General features: G+C 54.4%; 21 protein-coding genes. 20 read left to right on the top strand and 1 reads right to left on the bottom strand.

Annotation, left to right across the window (positions count from 1 at the left end; all coding sequences use genetic code 11):
• Positions 1-68 precede the first annotated feature (68 nt).
• From veg to hmpA, 13 genes are all read left to right on the top strand, one after another.
• Entirely contained in the window at positions 69-341 is a 273-nt protein-coding gene (gene veg / locus M6D81_RS19265) for a biofilm formation stimulator Veg (protein WP_116050072.1), read from the top strand.
• Positions 342-578: 237 nt separating this feature from the next.
• A complete protein-coding gene (locus tag M6D81_RS19260) occupies positions 579-764 on the top strand; it encodes a small, acid-soluble spore protein, alpha/beta type (RefSeq protein ID WP_262678591.1) in 186 nt (61 codons plus the stop codon).
• Between the two features lie 133 nt (positions 765-897).
• Entirely contained in the window at positions 898-1752 is an 855-nt protein-coding gene (gene ispE, locus M6D81_RS19255) for a 4-(cytidine 5'-diphospho)-2-C-methyl-D-erythritol kinase (RefSeq protein WP_262678590.1), read from the top strand.
• Positions 1753-1825: 73 nt separating this feature from the next.
• Complete coding sequence (purR, locus tag M6D81_RS19250; protein ID WP_262678589.1) at positions 1826-2653, top strand: pur operon repressor; 828 nt, start codon at positions 1826-1828, stop codon at positions 2651-2653.
• A gap of 22 nt (positions 2654-2675) precedes the next feature.
• Positions 2676-3074 carry a RidA family protein gene (locus M6D81_RS19245; RefSeq protein ID WP_262678588.1) on the top strand — a complete coding sequence of 133 codons (399 nt, stop codon included), beginning with the start codon at positions 2676-2678 and terminating at the stop codon, positions 3072-3074.
• 129 nt (positions 3075-3203) lie between these two features.
• Positions 3204-3485 (top strand): septation regulator SpoVG, encoded by a 282-nt coding sequence (gene spoVG, locus M6D81_RS19240; RefSeq protein WP_262678586.1) that lies wholly within the window; start codon positions 3204-3206, stop codon positions 3483-3485.
• 123 nt (positions 3486-3608) lie between these two features.
• Positions 3609-5003: a bifunctional UDP-N-acetylglucosamine diphosphorylase/glucosamine-1-phosphate N-acetyltransferase GlmU gene (gene glmU / locus M6D81_RS19235; protein WP_317259148.1), complete on the top strand. Its 1395-nt coding sequence runs from the start codon at positions 3609-3611 to the stop codon at positions 5001-5003.
• Positions 5004-5087: 84 nt separating this feature from the next.
• The gene (locus M6D81_RS19230; protein ID WP_262678584.1) at positions 5088-5741 is read left to right on the top strand and encodes a 50S ribosomal protein L25; all 654 of its coding nucleotides are present in this window, start codon (positions 5088-5090) and stop codon (positions 5739-5741) included.
• 99 nt (positions 5742-5840) lie between these two features.
• The gene (gene pth, locus M6D81_RS19225; protein WP_262678617.1) at positions 5841-6401 is read left to right on the top strand and encodes an aminoacyl-tRNA hydrolase; all 561 of its coding nucleotides are present in this window, start codon (positions 5841-5843) and stop codon (positions 6399-6401) included.
• A gap of 63 nt (positions 6402-6464) precedes the next feature.
• Complete coding sequence (gene fin / locus M6D81_RS19220; RefSeq protein ID WP_262678583.1) at positions 6465-6695, top strand: anti-sigma-F factor Fin; 231 nt, start codon at positions 6465-6467, stop codon at positions 6693-6695.
• Positions 6696-6851: 156 nt separating this feature from the next.
• A complete protein-coding gene (gene mfd, locus M6D81_RS19215) occupies positions 6852-10388 on the top strand; it encodes a transcription-repair coupling factor (protein WP_262678582.1) in 3537 nt (1178 codons plus the stop codon).
• Between the two features lie 70 nt (positions 10389-10458).
• Positions 10459-11598, top strand: coding sequence for a peptidylprolyl isomerase (locus M6D81_RS19210; protein WP_262678580.1), 1140 nt, complete (start codon positions 10459-10461; stop codon positions 11596-11598).
• A gap of 676 nt (positions 11599-12274) precedes the next feature.
• Entirely contained in the window at positions 12275-13534 is a 1260-nt protein-coding gene (gene hmpA, locus M6D81_RS19205) for an NO-inducible flavohemoprotein (RefSeq protein WP_262678578.1), read from the top strand.
• Here hmpA and M6D81_RS19200 read toward each other — a convergent pair.
• On the bottom strand, positions 13531-14088 hold the full coding sequence (locus tag M6D81_RS19200) for a Crp/Fnr family transcriptional regulator (protein ID WP_262678576.1): 558 nt from the start codon (positions 14086-14088) through the stop codon (positions 13531-13533). The two genes, hmpA and M6D81_RS19200, sit on opposite strands and share 4 nt — an antisense overlap.
• Before the next feature lie 123 nt (positions 14089-14211).
• Between M6D81_RS19200 and M6D81_RS19195 the strand changes: the two genes are divergently transcribed.
• From M6D81_RS19195 to M6D81_RS19165, 7 genes are all read left to right on the top strand, one after another.
• Positions 14212-15093, top strand: coding sequence for an SPFH domain-containing protein (locus M6D81_RS19195; protein ID WP_262678574.1), 882 nt, complete (start codon positions 14212-14214; stop codon positions 15091-15093).
• 15 nt (positions 15094-15108) lie between these two features.
• Positions 15109-15288: a type II toxin-antitoxin system antitoxin gene (locus M6D81_RS19190; RefSeq protein WP_262678572.1), complete on the top strand. Its 180-nt coding sequence runs from the start codon at positions 15109-15111 to the stop codon at positions 15286-15288.
• Positions 15289-15548: 260 nt separating this feature from the next.
• On the top strand, positions 15549-16091 hold the full coding sequence (gene spoVT, locus M6D81_RS19185) for a stage V sporulation protein T (protein WP_262678570.1): 543 nt from the start codon (positions 15549-15551) through the stop codon (positions 16089-16091).
• A 184-nt stretch (positions 16092-16275) separates the two neighbouring features.
• Positions 16276-17949, top strand: coding sequence for a polysaccharide biosynthesis protein (locus tag M6D81_RS19180; protein ID WP_317259147.1), 1674 nt, complete (start codon positions 16276-16278; stop codon positions 17947-17949).
• Between the two features lie 1199 nt (positions 17950-19148).
• A complete protein-coding gene (yabN, locus tag M6D81_RS19175) occupies positions 19149-20756 on the top strand; it encodes a bifunctional methyltransferase/pyrophosphohydrolase YabN (protein WP_262678568.1) in 1608 nt (535 codons plus the stop codon).
• A 154-nt stretch (positions 20757-20910) separates the two neighbouring features.
• Positions 20911-21183 carry an HU family DNA-binding protein gene (locus M6D81_RS19170; protein ID WP_262678566.1) on the top strand — a complete coding sequence of 91 codons (273 nt, stop codon included), beginning with the start codon at positions 20911-20913 and terminating at the stop codon, positions 21181-21183.
• 3 nt (positions 21184-21186) lie between these two features.
• Positions 21187-21471 carry an RNA-binding S4 domain-containing protein gene (locus M6D81_RS19165; RefSeq protein ID WP_262678564.1) on the top strand — a complete coding sequence of 95 codons (285 nt, stop codon included), beginning with the start codon at positions 21187-21189 and terminating at the stop codon, positions 21469-21471.
• Positions 21472-21492: the final 21 nt, after the last annotated feature.

The following is a 21492-nucleotide window of genomic DNA, read 5'->3' as shown; positions in this document are numbered from 1 at the left end:
ATTTTGGTTTGTTTGACACCACCCCTTTTTTTGGTTATAATGGACAAGGAAAGAGGTGGTAGTGGACAATGGCTAAAAATGCGCTATTGGATATAAAACGCAGCTTAGAAGCTCATGTTGGTTCCAAAATCCGTCTTCGGGCAAACGGTGGTCGCCGAAAGACCATCGAACGCACCGGCACGTTGGAAGAAATCTACCCTTCTGTCTTCATTGTGAAGTTAGATGAAGAGCAGCATGCGTTCAAGCGTGTATCCTACAGCTATGCGGATATTTTGACGGAGTCAGTGGAAGTGACCGTTTGTAATGACGAGGGTCAAGTCCGAATCGCTTTTCAGCAATAGATGTTACAAGCAGTACAATGCGCCGAGAAGGGGCGCTTGCGCGGATCTCATACGGGATCTGCGTTTTTTTTGTCATCTTCGAAGCAGAGCCCCACTTTGTGGGGTTATTTTATGGCTGCATCTCCGGGCTTATGCATGATTAGTCTTGTCACAATGCATACTACTATGGAGCGACGGTCGCATTGCGGCGTGCAGCCGCATGAGCAAGAGCGTGAAAAACGGAATGGAGGTGTGCGTATGGGCCGCAGAAGGCGCGGAGTGATGTCGGAAGGGCTGAAGTATGAGCTTGCGAAGGATTTGGGATTTTATGATACGATCCAGCAGGAAGGCTGGGGAGGCATTAAAGCGAAGGACGCAGGCAACATGGTGAAGCGTGCGATTCAGCTTGCGGAGCAAGCTGCAGCGAAAGCACAGCGTCCATAATTGATGACTTATAAGGTCCTAACAAGAAGCTAAATGATGGGCGTCCGCCAAGCGATGCCATTGTTTAGCTTTTATTGTGTTCGTTTGATATAATGGGGCTTAAGCTTAAGAACGAACGGGTGAATAGAGAGAAATGAAAATTTATGAGAAAGCTCCTGCAAAAATTAATCTGCTGCTGGATGTGCTTCGCAAAAGGGAAGACGGCTATCATGAGGTAGAGATGATCATGACGATGGTGGACTTGGCGGACCGACTGGAAATGTCGGAGCTGCCGCGCGATACGATCATTATATCGAGCCAGGTAGGCTATATTCCACTTGATGAGAAGAACTTGGCCTTCCAGGCGGCCAGACTTATTAAAGAGCGATATGAGGTGAAGCAGGGGGTCTATATCCATCTGGACAAGAAAATACCGGTGGCCGCCGGTCTTGCAGGGGGAAGCAGCGATGCCGCAGCTACGCTGCGCGGGTTGAATCGGCTGTGGAGGCTGAACATCCCGGAGGACGAGCTGTGCGAGCTGGGTGCGGAGCTGGGCTCCGATGTGCCGTTCTGCGTAACGGGCGGGACAGCATTGGCAAGCGGCCGCGGTGAGAAGCTGGAACCGGTTGACTCCCCGCCGCAATGCTGGGTCGTGCTGGCCAAGCCGCCGATCAACGTATCGACAGCCGATGTATACGGACGGCTGAGAGCGAATGAACTGAAGAGTCATCCTTCGATCGCAGGCATGAGGAATGCTCTTGCAGGAGGGTCATTCCACGAGATGTGCGGCAATCTGGGCAATGTGCTGGAGACGGTCACTCTGGAGCTGTATCCGGAAGTGCGTCAGCTGAAGGAGAGTATGATCCGTCTTGGCGCCGATGGCGTGCTGATGTCAGGCAGCGGACCTACCGTATTCGGGCTTGTATCCAAGGAAGCGAAGCTGCCACGCATCTATAACGGACTGAGAGGCTTCTGCAAAGAAGTATATGTGGTAAGAATGCTTACATAGGTTTCTTGCTTAAATCCGTATAAAGGTGGTATATTGACTTTATAATATTCGGATTTTATTGGGGGAGATCGATGTGAAGAAGTTGAAGCGAAGCGCTAGGCTTGTGGAAATGACACAATATCTGTTGACTCGTCCCCATACGTTAATTTCGCTTACAGCATTTGCGGACCGCTATGGGTCCGCCAAGTCTTCCATCAGCGAGGATCTGGCCATCATTAAAGAAGTGTTCGAAGAGGAAGGCATTGGCGAATTGCATACGCTTGCCGGAGCAGCCGGCGGAGTGAAGTTCAAGCCGATTATGCCGAAGCATACGGCGCTTGCGATCATGCACGATATATGCGCCAAGCTTGAGCATCCCGACCGCGTCCTGCCGGGCGGCTATCTGTACATGACGGACGTGCTTGGCCAGCCCGATCTGCTGGCAGATGTGGGCAAGCTGTTCGCCACGGCGTTCCGCGACCGGCAGATCGATGTCATTATGACGGTGGAGACGAAGGGGATTCCGCTCGCTTATGCGACAGCAGCCTGTCTGAATATTCCCGTAGTCATCGTGCGCCGCGACAATAAGGTGACGGAAGGCTCCGCGGTAAGCATCAATTACGTATCGGGGTCCACGAAGCGGATTCAGACGATGTCGCTTGCAAGGCGTGCGCTCAAGGAAAGATCGAACGTGCTGATTATCGATGATTTCATGAAAGCCGGCGGAACGATTCAAGGAATGATTGACTTGCTATACGAGTTCAATGCAACAGTTGCAGGGGTAGGCGTATTTGTCGAGTCCGGAGACATCGAGCGGGAAGAGCGCCTGCTGGAGGATTATATATCGTTGGCCAAGCTTACGGCGGTCGATATGAAGACGAAGCAGATGAATATCGTGCCGGGCAACTATTTCAATTCATAATCCACGAAGGGAAGCGATTGTAATGACGAACAAGCAGCAACTGACCGTAATCTCTACCGATAAAGCGCCTGGCGCGATCGGACCTTATTCTCAAGCGCTGAGATTGGGGAGCCTGGTGTTTACTTCCGGTCAAATACCGCTGAATGCTGCAGGACAGCTGGTCGAAGGTGGAATAGAGGAGCAGACGCATCAGGTGTTCCGCAACCTGGAAGCCGTGCTTGCCGAAGCGGGGGCTTCCCTGCGCCAAGTCGTCAAGGCAACCGTTTTCTTGAAAGATATGAATCAATTTTCCAGTATGAACGAGATTTACGCCTCCTATTTCGGCGACCATAAGCCGGCTCGTTCCGCCGTTGAAGTGGCGCGGCTGCCGAAAGACGTGCTTGTCGAAATCGAGGTCATTGCATCGACTGATGTCGAATGACACCGAAAAAAATTCAATCTTAAAAAAAAATTTAAATATAGCATCAAATTACCAAAATTTTAGCAGGATTTTGAATTAAAACGTGGAAGTATACACCAAGTCTCTGATAGGCAAAGGTGGTGAACACAAGTGCAAATTACTGATGTCAGACTCCGCCGTGTTAATTCGGAGGGACGTATGAAGGCGATTGCTTCCATTACCATTGACAACGAATTCGTCGTTCACGACATTCGCGTCATCGACGGCAACAATGGTATGTTCGTAGCGATGCCGAGCAAGCGTACCCCGGATGGTGAATTCCGCGATATCGCTCATCCGATCTCTTCCGCTACCCGGGAGAAGATTCAATCCGCAGTGCTTGCGGAATATGAGCGGGCAGCCGATGAGGTTGCCATTGAAGAAGGCGCTTAATTAAGTTTGGACTAAGTACGATTGATTGTGTTCCGTGGAGAAGAGAGCTGAGCGCTCTCTTTTCTTTTTTTGCGATATAAGCTATAGTCATTGGTGAGTTTGGTTGGAAGAGGAGGCTGTATGATGAAGCGAATGGCAATTATACTGGCAGCTGGCAAAGGCAAACGAATGAAATCCAAATTATATAAAGTATTGCACCCCGTATGCGGCAAGCCGATGGTGGGTCATGTGATGGATACGATACGCGCGGTAGCGTGCGACCGATCGGTCGTCGTCGTCGGGCACGGAGCGGAGAAGGTCCAGGCTTATCTTGGAGACGAAGTGCTCTACGCGCTGCAAGCCGAGCAACTGGGCACCGGACATGCCGCGCGCCAAGCGGAAGCCGCTCTGGAAGGGGAAGAGGGAACAACGATCGTCATATGCGGCGATACGCCGCTTGTGAAGGCGTCCACCATCGAGGGGATGCTGAAGCTGCATGAATCCAGCGGTGCGGCTGCGACGGTCTTGACGGCGCACTTCGATGATCCGGCCGGCTACGGGCGTGTCATCCGTGGTGAGGACGGGATCGTCAAGCGCATTGTGGAACAGAAGGACTGCAGCGCAGAAGAGACGAAGGTGCAGGAGATCAATACCGGCACGTATTGCTTCGATAACCGGAAGCTGTTCGCTGCGCTCGGCAAAGTGACGAATCATAACGCGCAAGGCGAATATTACCTGACCGACGTGATCGGCTTGCTGCAGGAAGCGGGAGACGCCGTTCAAGCATACTGTACGGACGATTGCGCCGAAGCGATAGGCGTCAACGACCGGGTAGCGCTGGCGGAAGCGGAGCGGCTCATGAAGGAGCGCATTAACCGCGTCCATCTGCTTGGCGGCGTGACGCTGATCGATCCTGCGTCCACTTATATCGAGGCGGACGTGCAGATTGGGGCCGATACGGTGCTATATCCCGGAACGGTACTGCGAGGCTCTACCGTGATCGGAGAAGATTGCGTGATCGGTCCCGGTGCGGATATACAGGACTCCAAGCTGGGCGACGGCGTGGCAGTGAAGCACTCTGTATTGGACGGTGCGGAAGTCGGCACAGACAGCGCTATCGGCCCCTACGCTTACTTGCGTCCCGGCGCTGTCATTGGCCGCGGTTGCAAAATCGGCGACTTCGTAGAAGTGAAGAATGCCACGCTTGGCGACGGCTCCAAGGTATCCCATCTCAGCTACATCGGCGACGCCAAGATCGGCAAGGACGTGAATGTGGGCTGCGGCGCGATAACGGTTAATTACGATGGCTTCAACAAAGCGGTCACAGAGGTGGGAGACGGCGCATTCATCGGCAGCAACGTCAATCTGATCGCTCCTGTCACGATTGGCGAGGGCGCTTATGTCGTAGCGGGCTCCACGGTGACGCACGATGTGCCGTCCGGCGATCTGGCGATTGCGAGAGAACGTCAGGTCAATAAGCAGGGGTATGCGGATAAGATCAGGGCACGGGCCAAGGCGAAGAAGGAACGTTCCAATTGATTGCTGCAAGCATAACGCCGATTAAAGATAGCGCTTAATGGGTAAAGTGATATGGAAGGCTAATCTTAAGGAGGATGCTTCCATATGACGATTGTCATGAAAGCTGAAGGCCGAATCGGCAAGAAGAAGAGTGAATTGCGTCTGATGAGGCAAGAGGGCAAAATACCGGGTGTTGTATATGGAAAAGGATTGGACGGTGCGGTCAACATAAGCGTGGACGAGAAGGAGCTGAACGCGCTGATGCGTTCCAATCCCAATGCAGTAATCCAACTCGACGTTCCCGAATCAGGCAAGCATGCGGTTATGGTTGCCGAATTGCAGCGGCATACGCTTAGCGGAATGCCGCTTAACGTTGACTTCCATCGCATTAATATGAACGAGGAAGTGCGGGCGAATGTGCCGATTCATGCGGAAGGCCAATCCAATGGGCTTAGAGAAGGCGGTATATTGCAGATTATTCTGCATGAGCTGGAGGTGCAATGTTTGCCGGGGGCGATTCCGGAAAGCATCCATGCCGATATGTCACAGCTAGAGCTGGGTGATAGTTTGCTAGTGAAGGATTTGCAGCTTCCCGCAGGCGTAGAGGCCAAGTCTGAGCCTGAAAGTGTCGTCTTGACCATACTGGCTCCTCAGAAGGAATTGAGCGAAGAGGAGAAGGACGCTCAGGATGTAGAGCTGGCAGAAGCAAAGGAGAGATCCACCGAAGCGAACCATGAGGAGATCGCCACCAGCAAATAAAAGCAGACCAGGAGCTGTCCTTCGGGACGGCTCTTTTTGTGCACTTCGCTTTTGCCGCAGATTATGCTACATTTGTTCGTAAAGGAGTGGAGTGGTATGATGAAGTGGATCGTCGGGCTTGGCAATCCGGGCCCTGCGTACGAGCAGACCAGGCATAATGTAGGCTTCATGGTCATAGACGAGTTGGCGAAGCGCTGGGATATTAAGCTGACGCAGAGCAAGTGCAAGGCGCTGATCGGCGAAGGACGCATGCAAGGGCAGAAGGTGGCGCTTATTAAGCCTATGACGTATATGAACCTGTCCGGCGAGTCGGTTCGCGCATTCATGGATTACTATAAGACGGAATTAAAGGATGGCCTGGTCGTATACGACGATCTGGATACGGAGATTGGCAAGCTGAGGCTCCGCTATCAAGGAAGCGCTGGAGGGCATAACGGCATAAAGTCGCTTATTCAGCATCTGGGCACGCAATCCTTCCATCGGATTCGTATGGGCATATCCCGTCCGGAGCCGGGAATGGATATCTCCGATTACGTGCTGTCGAAGTTCGCCAAGGCGGAGCGTGACAAGTTGGAGACGATGATCGGAGCGGCATGCGATGCGGCTGAATACAGCCTTCAAGCGCCGTTCGAGGAGACGATGGCCAGGTTCAACGGATAATTCGTTAAATTCGGCATAATATGGGCATACTGAAGGGTATAACTATTCTTCAGGAGGCATACTATGGCTGTAAACTATATTTGCAAGCATTGCCGGTCGTCCATCGGTCGCATCGAAGGGGCGAACGTGACGGAGCAGCAGTTGGGCTTCCAATTCTTGACCCCCGAAGAGCGGGGCGATATAATAGCGTATGACTCAAGCGGAGACGTAACGGTTAAAATCGTATGCGATTATTGCAATGAGGCGATTAACAGCAATCCGGACTTGATGTTGGTGGACAGTCCGCTGCAATAACCGGCACACATATACAGCAAGCAGACAGAACCGCATTGTCCTCGGGCGAATGCTGTCTGCAAGAGCCTCGGTACGATGCGCCGAGGCTCCTTTTCGACATTGCAAAAGACAGAGGGGCAGTATTGTTTTTGACATAGAAAAGAGGTGCTTCTAACATTGAAAGCGCTAATTGAAGCTTTCGCAGCGGATTCGGATGTCCAATCGGTCATATCCGGCATTCGCAAAGGTATGCGTGAGCAGATGGTATCCGGCCTGGCCGGCTCCTCCCGCCAAGTGTTCATCGCGGCGTTGAAGGAAGCGGTAGACCAACAGCCGGTGCTTGTCGTAACGCATAATATGTTCTCCGCGCAGAAGATTGCGGAGGATTTGCAAGATTGTCTATCACCCGATGAGGTGCTGCTCTATCCTGCGAACGAGCTGATGGCTGCAGAAGCCGCGATCTCAAGTCCCGAGACGCTGGCGCAGCGGATGGATGTGCTGATCAAGCTGTCCAAAGGCTATCGCGGGATTGTTGTCGTGCCGTTCTCCGGCATTCGCCGTTATCTGCCGATTGATAGCGTTATGTCGGAAGCGCAGCTGGCGATACGGACGGGAGACGAACTGCCGCTGGAGAACTTTCTGCATGCGATGAATGAGCTTGGCTACGCCAGAACGGATCGCGTGGAAGGCAAAGGCGAGATGAGCGTACGGGGCGGCATCGTCGATTTCTACCCGCTAACGTCCCCTCATGCTTACCGGGTAGAATGGTTCGGCGACGAGATTGATTCCATCCGTACATTCGATCCCGGCGACCAGCGCTCTGCCGAGCGCATGGAGTCCTATGTCATTCCGCCATGTCAGGAAATATTGGCGGATGCCGCCCGAATGTCGTCCGCTGCCGATCAGGCGGGTCATCTGCTGGAAGCGCAGCTGGAGAAGATGAGCGACCGTACGGCGAAGGAACGGCTGCGCAGCGAGATCGGCGGCGAGCTGGAGAAGCTGAGAGAGCATATGTACTTCCCGGAAATCTATAAATATATATCGCTGCTCTATCCGGAACGGCAGACGATAATGGATTACATGGCGAAGGATACGCTGCTTATATTGGATGAGCCTACCCGTCTGATAGAGACGGCCAAGCAACTGGAACGGGATGAAGCAGAATGGTCCATCCATCTGCTGCAGAACGGCAAGTCGCTGCCCGGCTTGCAATTGGCGAGAGAGTCGGAGGATATTCTCTACCGCCGTCCTTATCCGACGTTGTTCTTATCTCTGTTCCTTCGCCAGATCCCGCATACGCAGCCGCAAAATATTATCAATATGACGGCGCGTACGATGCAGAACTTCCACGGTCAGATGAATGTGCTGAAGTCGGAGATGGAGAGATGGCACAAGATCGGTTCCAAGGTCATGATGCTGGCGGGCAACAAGGAGCGGATGGATCGGATCAGACGTGTGCTGGACGATTATCAGATCGAAGTGCCGATGCTGCTGGAAGGCAATCTGCAGCAAGGGTTCGAGCTGCCGTCATCCCATCTTGTCGTCATAACGGAAGGCGAGATGTTCACGCAGAAGCAGCGCAAGGCGCGGCGCGTGGACAAGAAGATGGAGAACGCGGAGCGGATCAAGAGCTACACGGAGCTGAAGGTCGGCGATTATGTCGTGCATCAGAATCACGGCATCGGTAAATATATCGGCATTGGCACATTGGAGATCGGCGGGATTCATCGCGATTACTTGCACATTATTTATTCCGGCGGCGACAAGCTGTCGGTCCCGATCGACCAAGTGGATATGATTCAGAAGTATGTCGGCTCCGAGGACAAGGAGCCGAAGATCAACAAGCTGGGCGGCACGGAGTGGACGAAGGCGAAGAGCAAGGCGAGGGCGTCCGTTCAGGATATCGCGGACGATCTGATCAAGCTGTACGCTCAGCGCCAATCTACGCCGGGTTATGCATTCAGCAAGGATACAACATATCAGCAGGAATTCGAGGCGATGTTCCCGTATGACGAGACGCCGGACCAGCTTCGCGCCATCGGGGAGATTAAGGTGGATATGGAGAAGGATCAGCCCATGGACCGCCTGCTCTGCGGCGACGTAGGCTACGGCAAGACGGAGGTGGCGGTCAGGGCGGCCTTCAAGGCAGCAATGGACGGCAAGCAAGTAGCGGTATTGGTGCCGACCACCATTCTGGCCCAGCAGCATTACGAGACGTTCCGGGAGCGATTCTCCGGCTATCCAATCAATGTGCAGGTGCTGAGCCGCTTCCGCTCGCGCAAGGAGCAGAATGAGACGATCAAGGGGTTGAAGAACGGCACGGTCGATGTCGTCATCGGCACGCACAGGCTGTTGTCCCAGGATATTATCTTCCAGTCGCTAGGGTTATTGATCGTGGATGAGGAGCAGCGCTTCGGTGTGTCGCACAAGGAGAAGCTGAAGAAGCTGAAGACCAGTGTAGATGTGCTGACGCTGACGGCGACGCCGATCCCCCGTACGCTGCATATGTCGATGCTGGGCGTACGCGACTTGTCCGTTATCGAGACGCCGCCGGAGAACCGGTTCCCGGTGCAGACTTATGTGGTGGAATACAGCCCTGCGCTTGTGCGAGAGTCCATTGAGCGGGAGCTGGCGCGCGGCGGCCAAGTATACTATCTCTATAACCGCGTACAAGGAATCTATCAGGTGGCGGAAGAGATTAGCGCCCTGGTGCCGGATGCGAAGGTGACGGTAGGCCATGGCCGGATGTCGGAGCAGGAGCTGGAGAAGACGATACTGGACTTCCTCGATGGGGAATCCGATGTGCTGGTCAGCACGAGCATCATTGAGACGGGCGTCGATATTCCCAATGTCAATACGCTTATCGTGCACGATGCGGACAAGATGGGGCTCTCCCAGCTGTACCAGCTGCGTGGGCGTGTCGGACGCTCCAACCGGATTGCATATGCGTACTTCACCTATCAGCGCGACAAGGTGCTGACGGAGGTGGCGGAGAAGCGGATGCAATCGATCAAGGAGTTCACCGAGCTGGGCTCGGGCTTCAAGATTGCGATGCGGGATCTGTCCATCCGGGGTGCGGGCAATCTGCTGGGAGCCGAGCAGCATGGCTTCATCGCGTCGGTCGGCTTCGACATGTACTCGCAGATGCTGGCGGAGGAGATTGCGAAGCGGAAGGCGGAGATGAGCGGCGCCGAGCCTGAGGAAGTGAAGCAGGTGACGACCTCCATCGATATTAGCGTAGACGCCTATCTGCCGTCGGATTATATCTATGACAGCATTCAGAAGATTGAAATCTACAAGAAAGCGGCTTCCGTGCAGTCATTCGAGGAGTCCGACGAACTGATCGACGAGCTCATCGACCGGTTCGGCGACTTGCCGCAGCCGGTCAGCAATCTGATGGCCGTGGCCAGACTGCGGGTGTATGGCTCGCTGCTTGGCATTGAGGTCGTTCAGCAGCAAGGCGACGATCTGCTGTTCAAATTCCTCGCGGGAGCGGGACCCAGGAATAAAACGGAACGCAAGAAGGTGGATCAGCTCTGTCTGAAGCTGGAGAACCGATTCAAGCAAAGCCCGGATCAGGACAAGACCTATTCCTTGCTGCTCAGGGGCAAGGGGCTGAACATGGAGCAGAAGCTGCATCTATCGGAACGGTTCCTGGAAGGGTACAAGGAGGCGTTCGTGATCCAGAAGGAGCTGCAGAACGCCACCTCCTAGCGGAGATTCGCAATCGGTATCCCATATCTGCTACAATACAGGTAAGTTTCAATTTCGAAAGGGGATCAACATGTTGCAAAGGACGAAGAGATCGGCATGGCGCAGAAGCGCGCTGCTGCTCGTTGCAGCGGTGCTAGCTATGACGGTAATGGCGGGATGCGGCGGCGGCAAGAGCAAGAAAGAGGAGCCTTCCCTGACATTCAGCGGCGTAAGCGAAGGAGAAGTTGTAGCGACATATAAGGACGGGAAAGTAACGAAGCCTGAATTCGACAAGTATATGGCCATTTTCGGGATGTCGCAGCCGGGGTATGAGCAGATTCTGACTCTGCCTCAGTTCCAGGAGATGATTCTGGAGCAGTACGTCTCTTACAAGGTGCTGGCAAGCAAGGCGTCTGAAGACTCGCTGAAGGAAGCGCGCGAAGAAGCGGACAAGCAGTTGGAGCAGTACAAGGAATATAAAAAGTCGGACGAGACGCTCGCAGCGAAGGCGAAGGAAAAAGACATCTCGGACAACGATATGGCGACATTCCTGATGATTACGTCTGCGGCTATCGTTCATATCAATTCCCAGGTAACGGAAGAGGACGAGAAGGCGAGCTTCGAGGAGATGAAAGCCGACTTCGCGGTATCCACTGTCCGCCATATTCTGATACAGACGATGGAGCAGGACCCTCAGACAGGGGAAGCGAAGGAAGTCCGCACTTCCGAGGAAGCGCTGGCGCGGGCGAATGAAGTGAAAGCGAAGCTGGATGCGGGCGGAGACTGGGACGCTCTGGCGAAGGAATATTCCGACGATCCGGGCTCCAAGGACAAAGGCGGACTGTATGAGAAGAAGGCGGGGGGCGACTGGGTCGAGGCATTCAAGCTGGCTGCCTACGAGCAGGAGATCGGAGTTATTGGCGAGCCTGTGGAGACGGAATACGGCTATCACGTCATGAAGGTGGAAGAGCGCGAAGTGAAGGCGTTCGACCAACTGACGGATACCGACAAGGAGCAAGTGAAAGCCGCTGCGGCATACAAGTACATGGAGATGTTCATGAACGAGGAGATGCCGAAGCAGGAGCTGAATATGACGCTTCCTGAGCCGGAGCAAACTGATGGCGAAGGCGCCGGTAATGGAGCTGGCGCGGAAGATGAGAAGAAGGATGACGCTGCCGATTCCGGCGCCGGCAACACAGAAGCGGGAACGGAAGAGAAAGCGGCTGAATAAGATGAAGAAGAGGCTGCCTGGGCATTTTGCTCGGGCGGTCTTTTTTTAGATATATAGAAATTATAAGTTCCGGGGGTCCCCTGCAAAGTAACTCAGTAAGCTTCGAATCGGAGCCCCACTTTGTGGGGGTTATGCCGATAAGGAGCGTACGGGCCATATGAGTGTATGAATCCTACACTGGAGCGCCGAAAAGGGTCGTTCGAGCCGAAATAGTGTATGAATCCTACACTAGAGCGCCGAAAAGGGGCGTTCGAGCCGAGATAGTGTATGAATCCTACACTAGAGTGCTGAAAAGGGTCGTTCGAGCCGAAATAGTGTATGAATCCTACACTGGAGCGCCGAAAAGGGGGCATGCGTAGCAAGAGGGGAGGACGCCGCTAGGCGTTTTTCTTATGATATAACGTTATCAAATGCGAGTTGAATACCCGAAGCTGGCGGGATAGATTCGTGCGAGCGCGCCCCCAGGCGGGAAGTAGGAAAGTAGGCGAATGGAGAGCTGTAAGCGATGTGACCTTACAATTTGGGAATGAGTATGAAGGATGCCCTTAGGCGCTTTTCTTATCGAATTGTCACATAACCGTTCCGATTGCTGTGACTGGAATCACAAGGCATGCTCCACGCTGATGTCTATACTGGAAACAAGTAAAATAAACAAAGCGTAAAGGAGCTTGATGTTATGTCACTCAGTCCGCAAACAATCGCTATTATCAAATCGACGGTACCTGTTCTGAAGGTGCGGGGAACGGAAATAACGAAATGCTTCTACAGTCGAATGTTCGCCAGACATCCCGAACTGCTGAATATATTCAATCATGCTCACCAGAAGCAGGGAAGGCAGCAAGGAGCGCTCGCGAATGCCGTATATGCCGCTGCGGCGCATATCGACAACCTGGAAGCCATTCTCCCCGCTGTCATGCAGATTGCCCATAAGCATAGAAGTCTCGGTGTTAAGCCGGAGCATTATCCCATTGTCGGCCGCCATCTGCTGGAGGCAATCAAGGAAGTGCTGGGAGACGCGGCTACGGATGAAGTGCTTCAGGCGTGGGGAGAAGCTTATGGAATAATTGCGGATGCTTTCATCGGTGTGGAGAACGCGTTATACGAAGAGGCTGAAGCGGGGCAAGGCGGCTGGGAAGGGTTCCGTCCGTTCATCGTGGAGCGAAAGGTCGTGGAAAGCGATGTGATCGCCTCCTTCTATCTGGTGCCGCAAGATGGAGGAGCGCTTGCCGCATTCCGGCCGGGTCAGTACATCAGCGTGAAGATGGACATTCCCGGCCTGGAGCATACACATATCCGCCAATACAGTCTGTCGGCGGCGCCAGGCATGCCTTATTATCGCATTTCCGTGAAGCGGGAAGAGGAGAACCGCGGCAGACCTGCCGGCATTGTGTCGAGTTACCTGCATGAGATGGTTAGGGAAGGCGATATCGTTCATCTATCGGCTCCTGCCGGTGAATTCGTGCTGGAGCAGCCTGCTGCCGCCAAGAGCAAGCAGCCCATTGTACTTATCAGCGGCGGCGTGGGCCAGACACCGCTGCTAAGCATGCTGCATGCACTCATGGCAGAGCAGCCGCAGCGTCCCGTTGTCTATATTCACGCCGCACAGAATGGGGATGTCCACGCCTTGCGCGATGAGGTGCTTGAGCTGGCTCGCCGGCACGAGCAGCTATCCTGTTACTTCTGTTACGAGCGTCCGACGGATCGGGATAGATCGGCCGGCTCGTATCATAAAGAAGGTTATATGGAGCTGACATGGCTGAAGAGCATTCTGCCTGCCTCTGCCGCTTCAAGCTATTATTTCTGCGGTCCTGTTCCATTCATGGAAGCTGTGCATGATCATCTGAAGGAGCTAGGAGTAGAGGACGCCGCCATTCATTACGAATTTTTCGGTCCGTCAGCAACGTTGAACCGTCCGTCAGCCGCTAGTCTGGGTTAGTGTTCGTCAGATCTCTCCGGCGCCTGTTCATGGGGAGGCTGGACAGCGGATTTGGACTTGGCTCGAAGCAGACGATTGACCGTCTCCCGCCGCAGTCCGATGAATTGGGCAATTTCATCTTGCGTAAGGATCTCTGTAATAGGTCCGGCTCCGGCCCCGGCGATATCATTCAACCAGGCTCGAAGCTTATCCAGCTTGTCGGCGGGGGCAACCTGCGTCAGTTGGTCAATTCGCTGCTGCATGGTGCGAAGCCTGCTCTGCAATAGCTCAGCCACTTCCAAGCATTTATTATTGTCACGGGAGAGCTCGGCGTACCATTCCTCCGAAGGGATGACGTCGAGCTCTGTTGTCGTTAGAGCGATGGCGGTTCCGTGGTAAGGCTGCTGTGTTACAAGCGAATGATGAGGAATAATCTCTCCGGGCGCAATGAGATTGACAAGGAACGGCGTTCCGTCCTCGTGAATGCGCATGATTTTCAACATGCCGCTCTTTACCCGGTATAACGGTCCCGTCTCGCCTTGACGGAACAGGATCTCTTTCGGATGCAGTCGCAATGGCCTCTCTCCTTCCTCTGCTTCTGATTATAGTGAAAGCAATCTCCTTAGTCGAATCGATTGACTGATATTGTAAAAAGTGATATCATAATAATATCTTAAAGATATTGGAGCGATGAGACGATGAAGGAGAAAAAGGCGTTATGCGTAAGTGGTTATCTGGCGTTGCTTGTCGCAGTTGTTGCTGCAATCGGTGGTGTATACCTGCTTGCCAAGGAACTGACGTCCAATACGCCGCATGCTCCGAGCGGAGGGATCATTGCAGCTGGCTTCTTGCTTGTGCTGTTCGCAGGACTATGCCTTTCTTCACTGGTCATTGTTCAGCCGAATGAAGCGAAGGTGATCACCTTCTTCGGCACATATATCGGTTCGGTGATTGAGAGCGGCTTATGGATGGTCGTGCCGCTTACTACGAAGATGACGGTGTCCCTGAAGGTGCGTAACTTCAATAGCCAGAAGCTGAAGGTGAACGATGCGGAGGGCAATCCGGTCGAGATCGGGGCCGTCATTGTATTCAAGGTGACGGATACGGCCAAGGCTACCTTCGATGTGGACAAATATGAGCGATTCGTGGAAATTCAAAGCGAGACGGCGATCAGGCATATTGCAGCCAAATATCCGTATGATACGTTCGAAGATGAAAGTGTGCTGTCTCTTCGCGGCAATGCGGATGAGGTGGCGGCGGAATTGCTTGAAGAGCTGCAGGAGCGGTTGCACGTAGCCGGCGTCCAATTGACGGATACGCGCATTACCCACCTGGCCTACGCGCCGGAGATTGCCAGCGCGATGCTGCAGCGGCAGCAAGCGATCGCAATTGTGGCAGCCCGCCAGAAGATCGTAGAAGGGGCTGTCGGTATGGTGGATGCTGCGCTGAAGAGGCTGGACGAGAAAGGGATCGAACTGGATGCGGAGCGCAAGGCGGCGATGATCAACAATTTGATGGTGTCGATTGTATCGGACCGGGCAGCACAGCCTGTTCTGAATACAGGGTCGCTATACAATTAAGGAAGAATCGTTATTATGGCAAAAGAAAGGAAGTCCTTTCCGCTTCGCCTCGATCCCAATATTCATCGCGCGTTGGAGCAGTGGGCGAATGATGAGTTCCGCAGCGTCAACAGCCATATCGAATATTTATTGCGGGAAGCGCTGAGCAAGGCCGGCCGTCTGAAGCCTCCGCGCAAAGACGATGATGGAACGTGAAGATGAAAGCAGAGTGTGCCGACCGGCAGGTTGGCGGCTCTGCTTTTATTGCTTTGGGCGATGCCGGCTCTTGGCGAGGGAGGAAATGGGGCCGCTGGAGGCATGCATAAGATTATGGGAGTGGATGAATACTATGGTCAGATTCAAAACCTTATCAACCCACCGATAAGCTTGCGTATGCTGGATGAATCCATCGTGATGTTGAGTCAATAGATATCCAGTCGATTCCAAATCCTCTAGTGAAAGCGGGGCAACATGAAATGAAAGCAACTGGAATTGTACGTCGTATCGATGATCTGGGGCGTGTAGTTATACCCAAGGAAATTCGCCGTACATTGCGTATCCGCGAAGGCGACCCTCTGGAAATATTCGTGGATCGTGATGGCGAGGTGATTCTGAAGAAATATTCGCCGATCGGCGAGCTTGGCGATTTCGCGAAGGAGTATGCAGAGTCCCTGTTCGAAAGCACAGGACATATTACGCTTATATCTGACCGGGATACAATTATTACCGTATCGGGTGCTTCCAAGAAGGAACTGCTGGAGAAGCAGATCGGTTCTACGCTCGAGACTTGCATGGATAACCGCAAGACGATGCTGGAGACGAATGCCGGCTCTTATGAAATCGTAAAGGATATGCAGGAGCAGATCAGCTCGTTCGTCGCAGCGCCCATTATAGCCAGCGGCGATCCCATCGGAACTGTCGTGCTGCTGAGCAAGGATGAGTCAGTGAAGATGGCCCAGATGGAGTCCAAAATGGTGGAGACGGCCGCAGGCTTCTTGGCCAAGCAGATGGAGCAGTAGTGAAGAGCTTGACGGCAACCGGATCGTAGAAAGCCATGCAACAAAGGCAAGCTTCCCCTTCAGACAAGCTCTGGCAAGGGAAGCTTTTTTGTTTGTCCCAATTGCTCACGGGTAAGGTATAATGGGAGAATATGACGGCCTCGATTGAGGCTTTCTCATTGGCTGGGAGTAGGAGAGTGGAGGAATGGGCCGCAAGCGCAAGCGCACGGAGCGGCACTGGTGGAGAAACGGTGTTGTGCTGATGGCGGGAGCCGCGCTGGTATCCAAGCTGATCGGCGTGCTGCAGAAAATTCCGCTGCAAAATATGGCTGGCGACAGGGTATTCGGAATCTATAATGCGGTGTATCCGTTCTATCAGTTAATGGCGGTGTTGGCGACGGCGGGAGTGCCTACTGCCGTATCCATCATGATTGCGCAGCGTCTGCGAATGGGAGATACGCAGGAAGAGGTGAATACAACGCTTTGGGCCGCCCTGTGGATGCTGGGCATAACAGGTCTGATGGCGTTCGTCTTCATGTGGTTAAGCGCAGGCAATACTGCGGTCTGGATCGGGGACAAGGCGGTGGAGACGTCTCTCCGCACGCTATCGGTGGCGCTGCTGTTCATGCCGGTTGTGGCCGCTCTGCGGGGGTATTGGCAGGGGCGTGGCCTTATGGGCTTATCGGCGGGCTCGCAGCTGATGGAGCAGCTTGTGCGCGTCTGCGTGATGCTGCTTGTCCTGACCCTCGGACTTAGCGCAAGCTGGAACGATGCCGCCCTGGCAGGAGGGGTTATGCTGGGATCGGCTGCGGGAGCCGCATTCGTGCTGATTGTATATAGCTTGATAAGACGAAGGAGGAGCGGCAGAGAACGGCTGCCAGGCAAGACTGGACTAAGGCGGGAGCAGCCTCTATTGCGGGTGCTGCTGCGGGAGATGAGAGAGCTTGCCGTGCTGGCGCTGCCCGCTGCACTGGCTGCCATTGTCGTGCCCGTGGCGGGAGTGGTGGATGCGTTCACGGTGCCGTCCATGCTGCAGGAGGCAGGAATGGGCGAGGCGTCGGCGATGCACCAATTCGGCGTGTACAGCCGAGCTCAGCCGCTGCTGCAACTGGTGGTCATGGTGGCTGGCGCGATAGGAGCGGCGCTGGCGCCGGGACTGGTCGCCTCGCGCGCATGCGGGGAGCACGGCGTGCTGCATGAGCGGCTGTCTCTGCTCATTCGCCTGGCGTGGGCTTGCGGCGCTGCCGCGGCGCTAGGGCTCGTTCTGCTGGCGGAGCCGCTGAACGTGATGTTCTATAAGGATGCCCAGGGGACGCGGGCTTTCGCGATCGTGGGGTTCACCGCGCTGGCGGGCTGCGTCAGCGCGATCATCGCGCCCGCGCTGCAGTCGCTTGGCGCGGTGCGGGTCCCTGCGGCGCTGCTGCTGCTGGCAGCGCTGCTCAAGGGCGCGCTCAACGCCGTGCTCGTGCCCTCCCTCGGAATCGAGGGAGCGGCCTTCTCCGGCGTTGTCGCGCTCAGCGTCGCCGCCTTGCTGGGCGCGGCGGCGCTGGGCCGTGCGGCGGCTGCGTACGCGCCGCCCGGCGATGGTGCACGGCGCGCTGGGCGAGGCCGCGCCGCTGTGTTGGCGCTTGCGGTGATGGCCGCAAGCGTAACGTTGACCGAGCGCGCGCTGGGCGCCGCGCTCGGGGAAGCGCTGCCGCCGCGGGCGGCAGCGGCTGCGCTGGCGCTGACGGGCGTCGCCGTCGGCGCTTGCGTGTTCGCCGCAGTGGGGCTGCGCTGCGGCATGGTCAGCGCGCAGGAGCTGCGCGCGCTGACGGGCGGCGATGTGTGGGCCGCCCGGCTCCGGCGCTGGCGGCTTCTGCCGCGGGCAGAGCGCTAGCGCGAAGCTGGCCCCCGCGCCAGTGTTGGGCTGACCCCAACTGCAGCGCGAGTCTGGTCCCCGCGCCAACGTGAGGCTGACCCCTACGCCAACGCTGCTTAAGCGATAACGCTAGCGCAAGGCTAACTTAAGCGACATTGTTCGGGTGAGCCGGACTGTGGGCTGCGAGCTGATGATTATATCCGTCGGCTCGCAGCCTTTTCTTTGTGAGACAGGATATGGACAGGCGGGAGTAGGCAAGCTGGAGTAATAGGTGAATAGCAGTGGAACAGCAGTGGAGTAGCCTTGCATTTTATACGAAATTTCACACAAAGTATGCTTCCTAAGAGTGTATATCCAGTTTTTGTGTGAAATTTCACACAAAAACTGCATTCTAAGGTGTGAAATTGCATTATTTGTATGAAATTTCACACAAAACCTCTTGAAAACAGGGTTTCCTTTTTGTGTTTGTATGATTTTTCACACAAAGTAACAGATTGACACGTTTGTCCAGGCCTCTATATACGATTTTTCGCATACGAGCTGGATATGGTCGTAGGCTGGAAGTTTGGAGAAGGAAGGGAAGTAATGGAAGTAGCAAGAGCAGTTTGGAGAAGGAAGGGAAGTAATGGAAGTAGCAAGAGTAGTTTGGAGAAGGAAGGGAAGTAATGGAAGTAGCAAGAGCAGTTTGGAGAAGGAAGGGAAGTAATGGAAGTAGCAAGAGTAGTTTGGAGAAGGAAGGGAAGTAATGGAAGTAGCAAGAGCAGTTTGGAGAAGGAAGGGAAGTAATGGAAGTAGCAAGAGCAGTTTGGAGAAGGAAGGGAAGTAATGGAAGTAGCAAGAGTAGTTTGGAGAGGGGAGTGGAAGGCAACTGGATAGGAACTGATAGTGACGCCTCATGGAGCGGGCTAATAAGCTGTGATGGCGCATGCGGGCGGAAGTGAAAGGAGCAAGTGGAGCGGATTATTGCGGCCTGAAGCTTACGCACAATCCACGATCTGCCGGGCAGCTTGCAATTGCAGGCAGGAATAGCATGCCGGAGAACGGAAGAGCAGTAGAAGAGGGGTAATGAACACTGAAGCGTTCCCGGAAGCTTTTTTGGCTTGAGCGCCGATTGTGCTATACTAGGTGCAATATGAGCTGTAGAAGCTGTGCTCCATATACATAACGAGAGCGGATAAGCGCAATGCTATGTAGAAAAATAAGGAAGGTGACATCGCGTGGCAACATCACCTATTATAATAGTCGGCCTCGGTTCGGGAGATCCCGATCAACTGTCGCTTGGCATATGGCGCAGGCTGCAGGGGGCGAAGCGCCTCTATCTGCGGACGGAGAAGCATCCTGTCGTATCGCTGCTTAAGGAGAGCGGCATTGCATATGAGACTTTCGATCATATGTACGAGCAGCACGATTCGTTCCCTGACGTATACGAAGCGATTGCGAATGCGCTGATTCAGGAAGCTGTGACTGGCGCCAGAAGCGGAACGGCTCAAGCCGCTTCCAGCTCCGATCGAGCCGGCGCCGTTCCAATCGGCCCCGACCGCTCCGGAGCCGGCTCGGCGGGCGAAGAGGCAGCAATCGTCTATGCGGTGCCCGGCCATCCCATGGTGGCGGAACGCACGGTAGCGCTGCTTCGCGAGCGGGCGGAGACGGAGCCCATCTCCATACAGGTGCTGGGAGGCGAGAGCTTCCTGGATCAAGCGTTCGTCAGCCTTGGCTTCGATCCGATCGAAGGCTTCGCGCTGTTGGATGCGGCCGAGCTGCAGCCGGGCCATATTCGACCGGAGTTGCATACCGTGATCGGACAAGTGTATGATGCCTATACGGCTTCCGATGTGAAGCTGGCCTTGATGGAGCGCTATCCTGACGATTACGAGGTTGTGATCGGCCATGCGCTGGGCGTCGGCGGCGAGGAGCGCATTCTGCGCGTGCCGCTGTATGAGCTGGACCGCCAGTCCGGCTACGGCAATCTGTCCCTGATCTATGTGCCCCGTTCCGATGATCCAATGCTGCGGAACCGAACCTTCGAGCGCCTGCATGAGATCGTATCGATTCTGAGAAGCCCGGAAGGCTGTCCGTGGGACAGGGAGCAGACCCATGTCTCTATCCGCAAAAACTTCATCGAAGAGCTGTACGAAGCGCTGGAGGCGATCGACAACGACGATCCCGACGGCATGCAGGAAGAATTCGGCGATGTCATCCTGCAAGTAATGCTGCATAGCCAGATGGAAGAAGAGCTTGGGAGCTTCTCCGTGTACGATGTCATTCAATCGCTGAACGAGAAGCTGATCTTCCGTCATCCGCACGTATTCGGCGACAATAGTGCGCAGGATGCGCAGGAGGCTCTCAGCAATTGGGAGCAGATGAAGGCGGAGGAGAAGCGGAAGAAAGGGATAGACGCAGAGAGAAGCTCCAAGCTGGACGGCATTCCGCCCGATCTGCCGGCGCTGATGAAGGCGTACAAGCTGCAGAAGAAGGCGGCCAAGGTGGGATTCGATTGGGACGATATCAAGCCCGTATTGTCCAAGGTGGAGGAAGAGCTGCAAGAGCTGAGGGAAGCCATTGCATCAGGCGATCAGGAAGCGCAGTGCAATGAGCTTGGCGATCTGCTGTTCGCGGTTGTGAATGCATCGAGATTCATCGAAGCAGATCCCGAAGAGGCGCTTTCTCGCACGAATCGAAAGTTTAAGAGACGATTTCAATATATTGAAGGGCAGCTTCGTATAAATGGCAAATCTTTTGACCAAACTGATTTACTAGAGATGGATCGTTGGTGGGAAGAAGCGAAGAAGCATGCATCGTCGGACTTTCGCCACAATTCGCCTTGATTCCGCACTATTCCCAAAAAAAATTGAATCTCGCGGCAGGAATTTCTGTTCTTAGGAAGAATTAATATTCTTCGTGAGAGCAGATTTTGCCAAAGGGCCTGATTTCATCGAGAAGGCCTCAAATATTCGTAAATTACTAGGAGGAATAATGATTATGAACAAAACGGACCTGATTAACAACATCGCTGAGAAGAGCGGCATGACAAAGCGTGACGTAGAATCTGTACTTAACGGCTTCCTGGGTGAAGTAACTGATGCGCTGGCAAGCGGAGACAAAGTTCAACTGATCGGCTTCGGTACTTTCGAAACTCGCAAGCGTGCTGGACGTGTAGGCCGCAACCCGCAAACGGGCAAAGAAATCAGCATTCCAGAATCCAAAGTTCCTGCGTTCAAAGCGGGCAACAAGCTGAAAGAAGCGATCAAGTAATTCATGAGGCTGGATAAGTTCCTCAAAGTGTCCAGACTGATCAAGCGCCGCACTGTCGCCAAGGATGTATCGGAGCAGGGACGCGTATGGATCAATGGCCGCGAGGCGAAAGCCAGCAGCAAGGTCAAAGTCGGCGATGAGCTTCAAATCCAGTACGGAGTGAAGATCGTCACGGTTAAGGTTGAGCGGCTGGCAGACACGACGCGGAAGGATGAAGCCGGAGAGCTGTACACTTTGGTGAAAGAAGAACAGCGCCCACGAGACAACGTTCTTGATTGGGAGAAATGAAAAAAGGCTGCAGCGAGCATA

The sequence above is a fragment of the Paenibacillus sp. J5C2022 genome (assembly GCF_025567625.1).
GTDB lineage: Bacteria > Bacillota > Bacilli > Paenibacillales > Paenibacillaceae > Pristimantibacillus.
Note: the sequence above shows the minus strand (reverse complement) of the source record. Positions and strands in the feature narration are given on the sequence as shown.

Coding starts and splice junctions, on each gene's coding strand:
- M6D81_RS19195 (WP_262678574.1), top strand. CDS start 14,212: ATGAAGGAGAAAAAGGCGTTATGCGTAAGTGGTTATCTGGCGTTGCTT.
- ispE (WP_262678590.1), top strand. CDS start 898: ATGAAAATTTATGAGAAAGCTCCTGCAAAAATTAATCTGCTGCTGGAT.
- M6D81_RS19245 (WP_262678588.1), top strand. CDS start 2,676: ATGACGAACAAGCAGCAACTGACCGTAATCTCTACCGATAAAGCGCCT.
- glmU (WP_317259148.1), top strand. CDS start 3,609: ATGAAGCGAATGGCAATTATACTGGCAGCTGGCAAAGGCAAACGAATG.
- hmpA (WP_262678578.1), top strand. CDS start 12,275: ATGTCACTCAGTCCGCAAACAATCGCTATTATCAAATCGACGGTACCT.
- pth (WP_262678617.1), top strand. CDS start 5,841: ATGAAGTGGATCGTCGGGCTTGGCAATCCGGGCCCTGCGTACGAGCAG.
- M6D81_RS19170 (WP_262678566.1), top strand. CDS start 20,911: ATGAACAAAACGGACCTGATTAACAACATCGCTGAGAAGAGCGGCATG.
- fin (WP_262678583.1), top strand. CDS start 6,465: ATGGCTGTAAACTATATTTGCAAGCATTGCCGGTCGTCCATCGGTCGC.
- M6D81_RS19165 (WP_262678564.1), top strand. CDS start 21,187: ATGAGGCTGGATAAGTTCCTCAAAGTGTCCAGACTGATCAAGCGCCGC.
- M6D81_RS19180 (WP_317259147.1), top strand. CDS start 16,276: ATGGGCCGCAAGCGCAAGCGCACGGAGCGGCACTGGTGGAGAAACGGT.
- spoVT (WP_262678570.1), top strand. CDS start 15,549: ATGAAAGCAACTGGAATTGTACGTCGTATCGATGATCTGGGGCGTGTA.
- M6D81_RS19210 (WP_262678580.1), top strand. CDS start 10,459: ATGTTGCAAAGGACGAAGAGATCGGCATGGCGCAGAAGCGCGCTGCTG.
- M6D81_RS19230 (WP_262678584.1), top strand. CDS start 5,088: ATGACGATTGTCATGAAAGCTGAAGGCCGAATCGGCAAGAAGAAGAGT.
- veg (WP_116050072.1), top strand. CDS start 69: ATGGCTAAAAATGCGCTATTGGATATAAAACGCAGCTTAGAAGCTCAT.
- M6D81_RS19260 (WP_262678591.1), top strand. CDS start 579: ATGGGCCGCAGAAGGCGCGGAGTGATGTCGGAAGGGCTGAAGTATGAG.
- M6D81_RS19190 (WP_262678572.1), top strand. CDS start 15,109: ATGGCAAAAGAAAGGAAGTCCTTTCCGCTTCGCCTCGATCCCAATATT.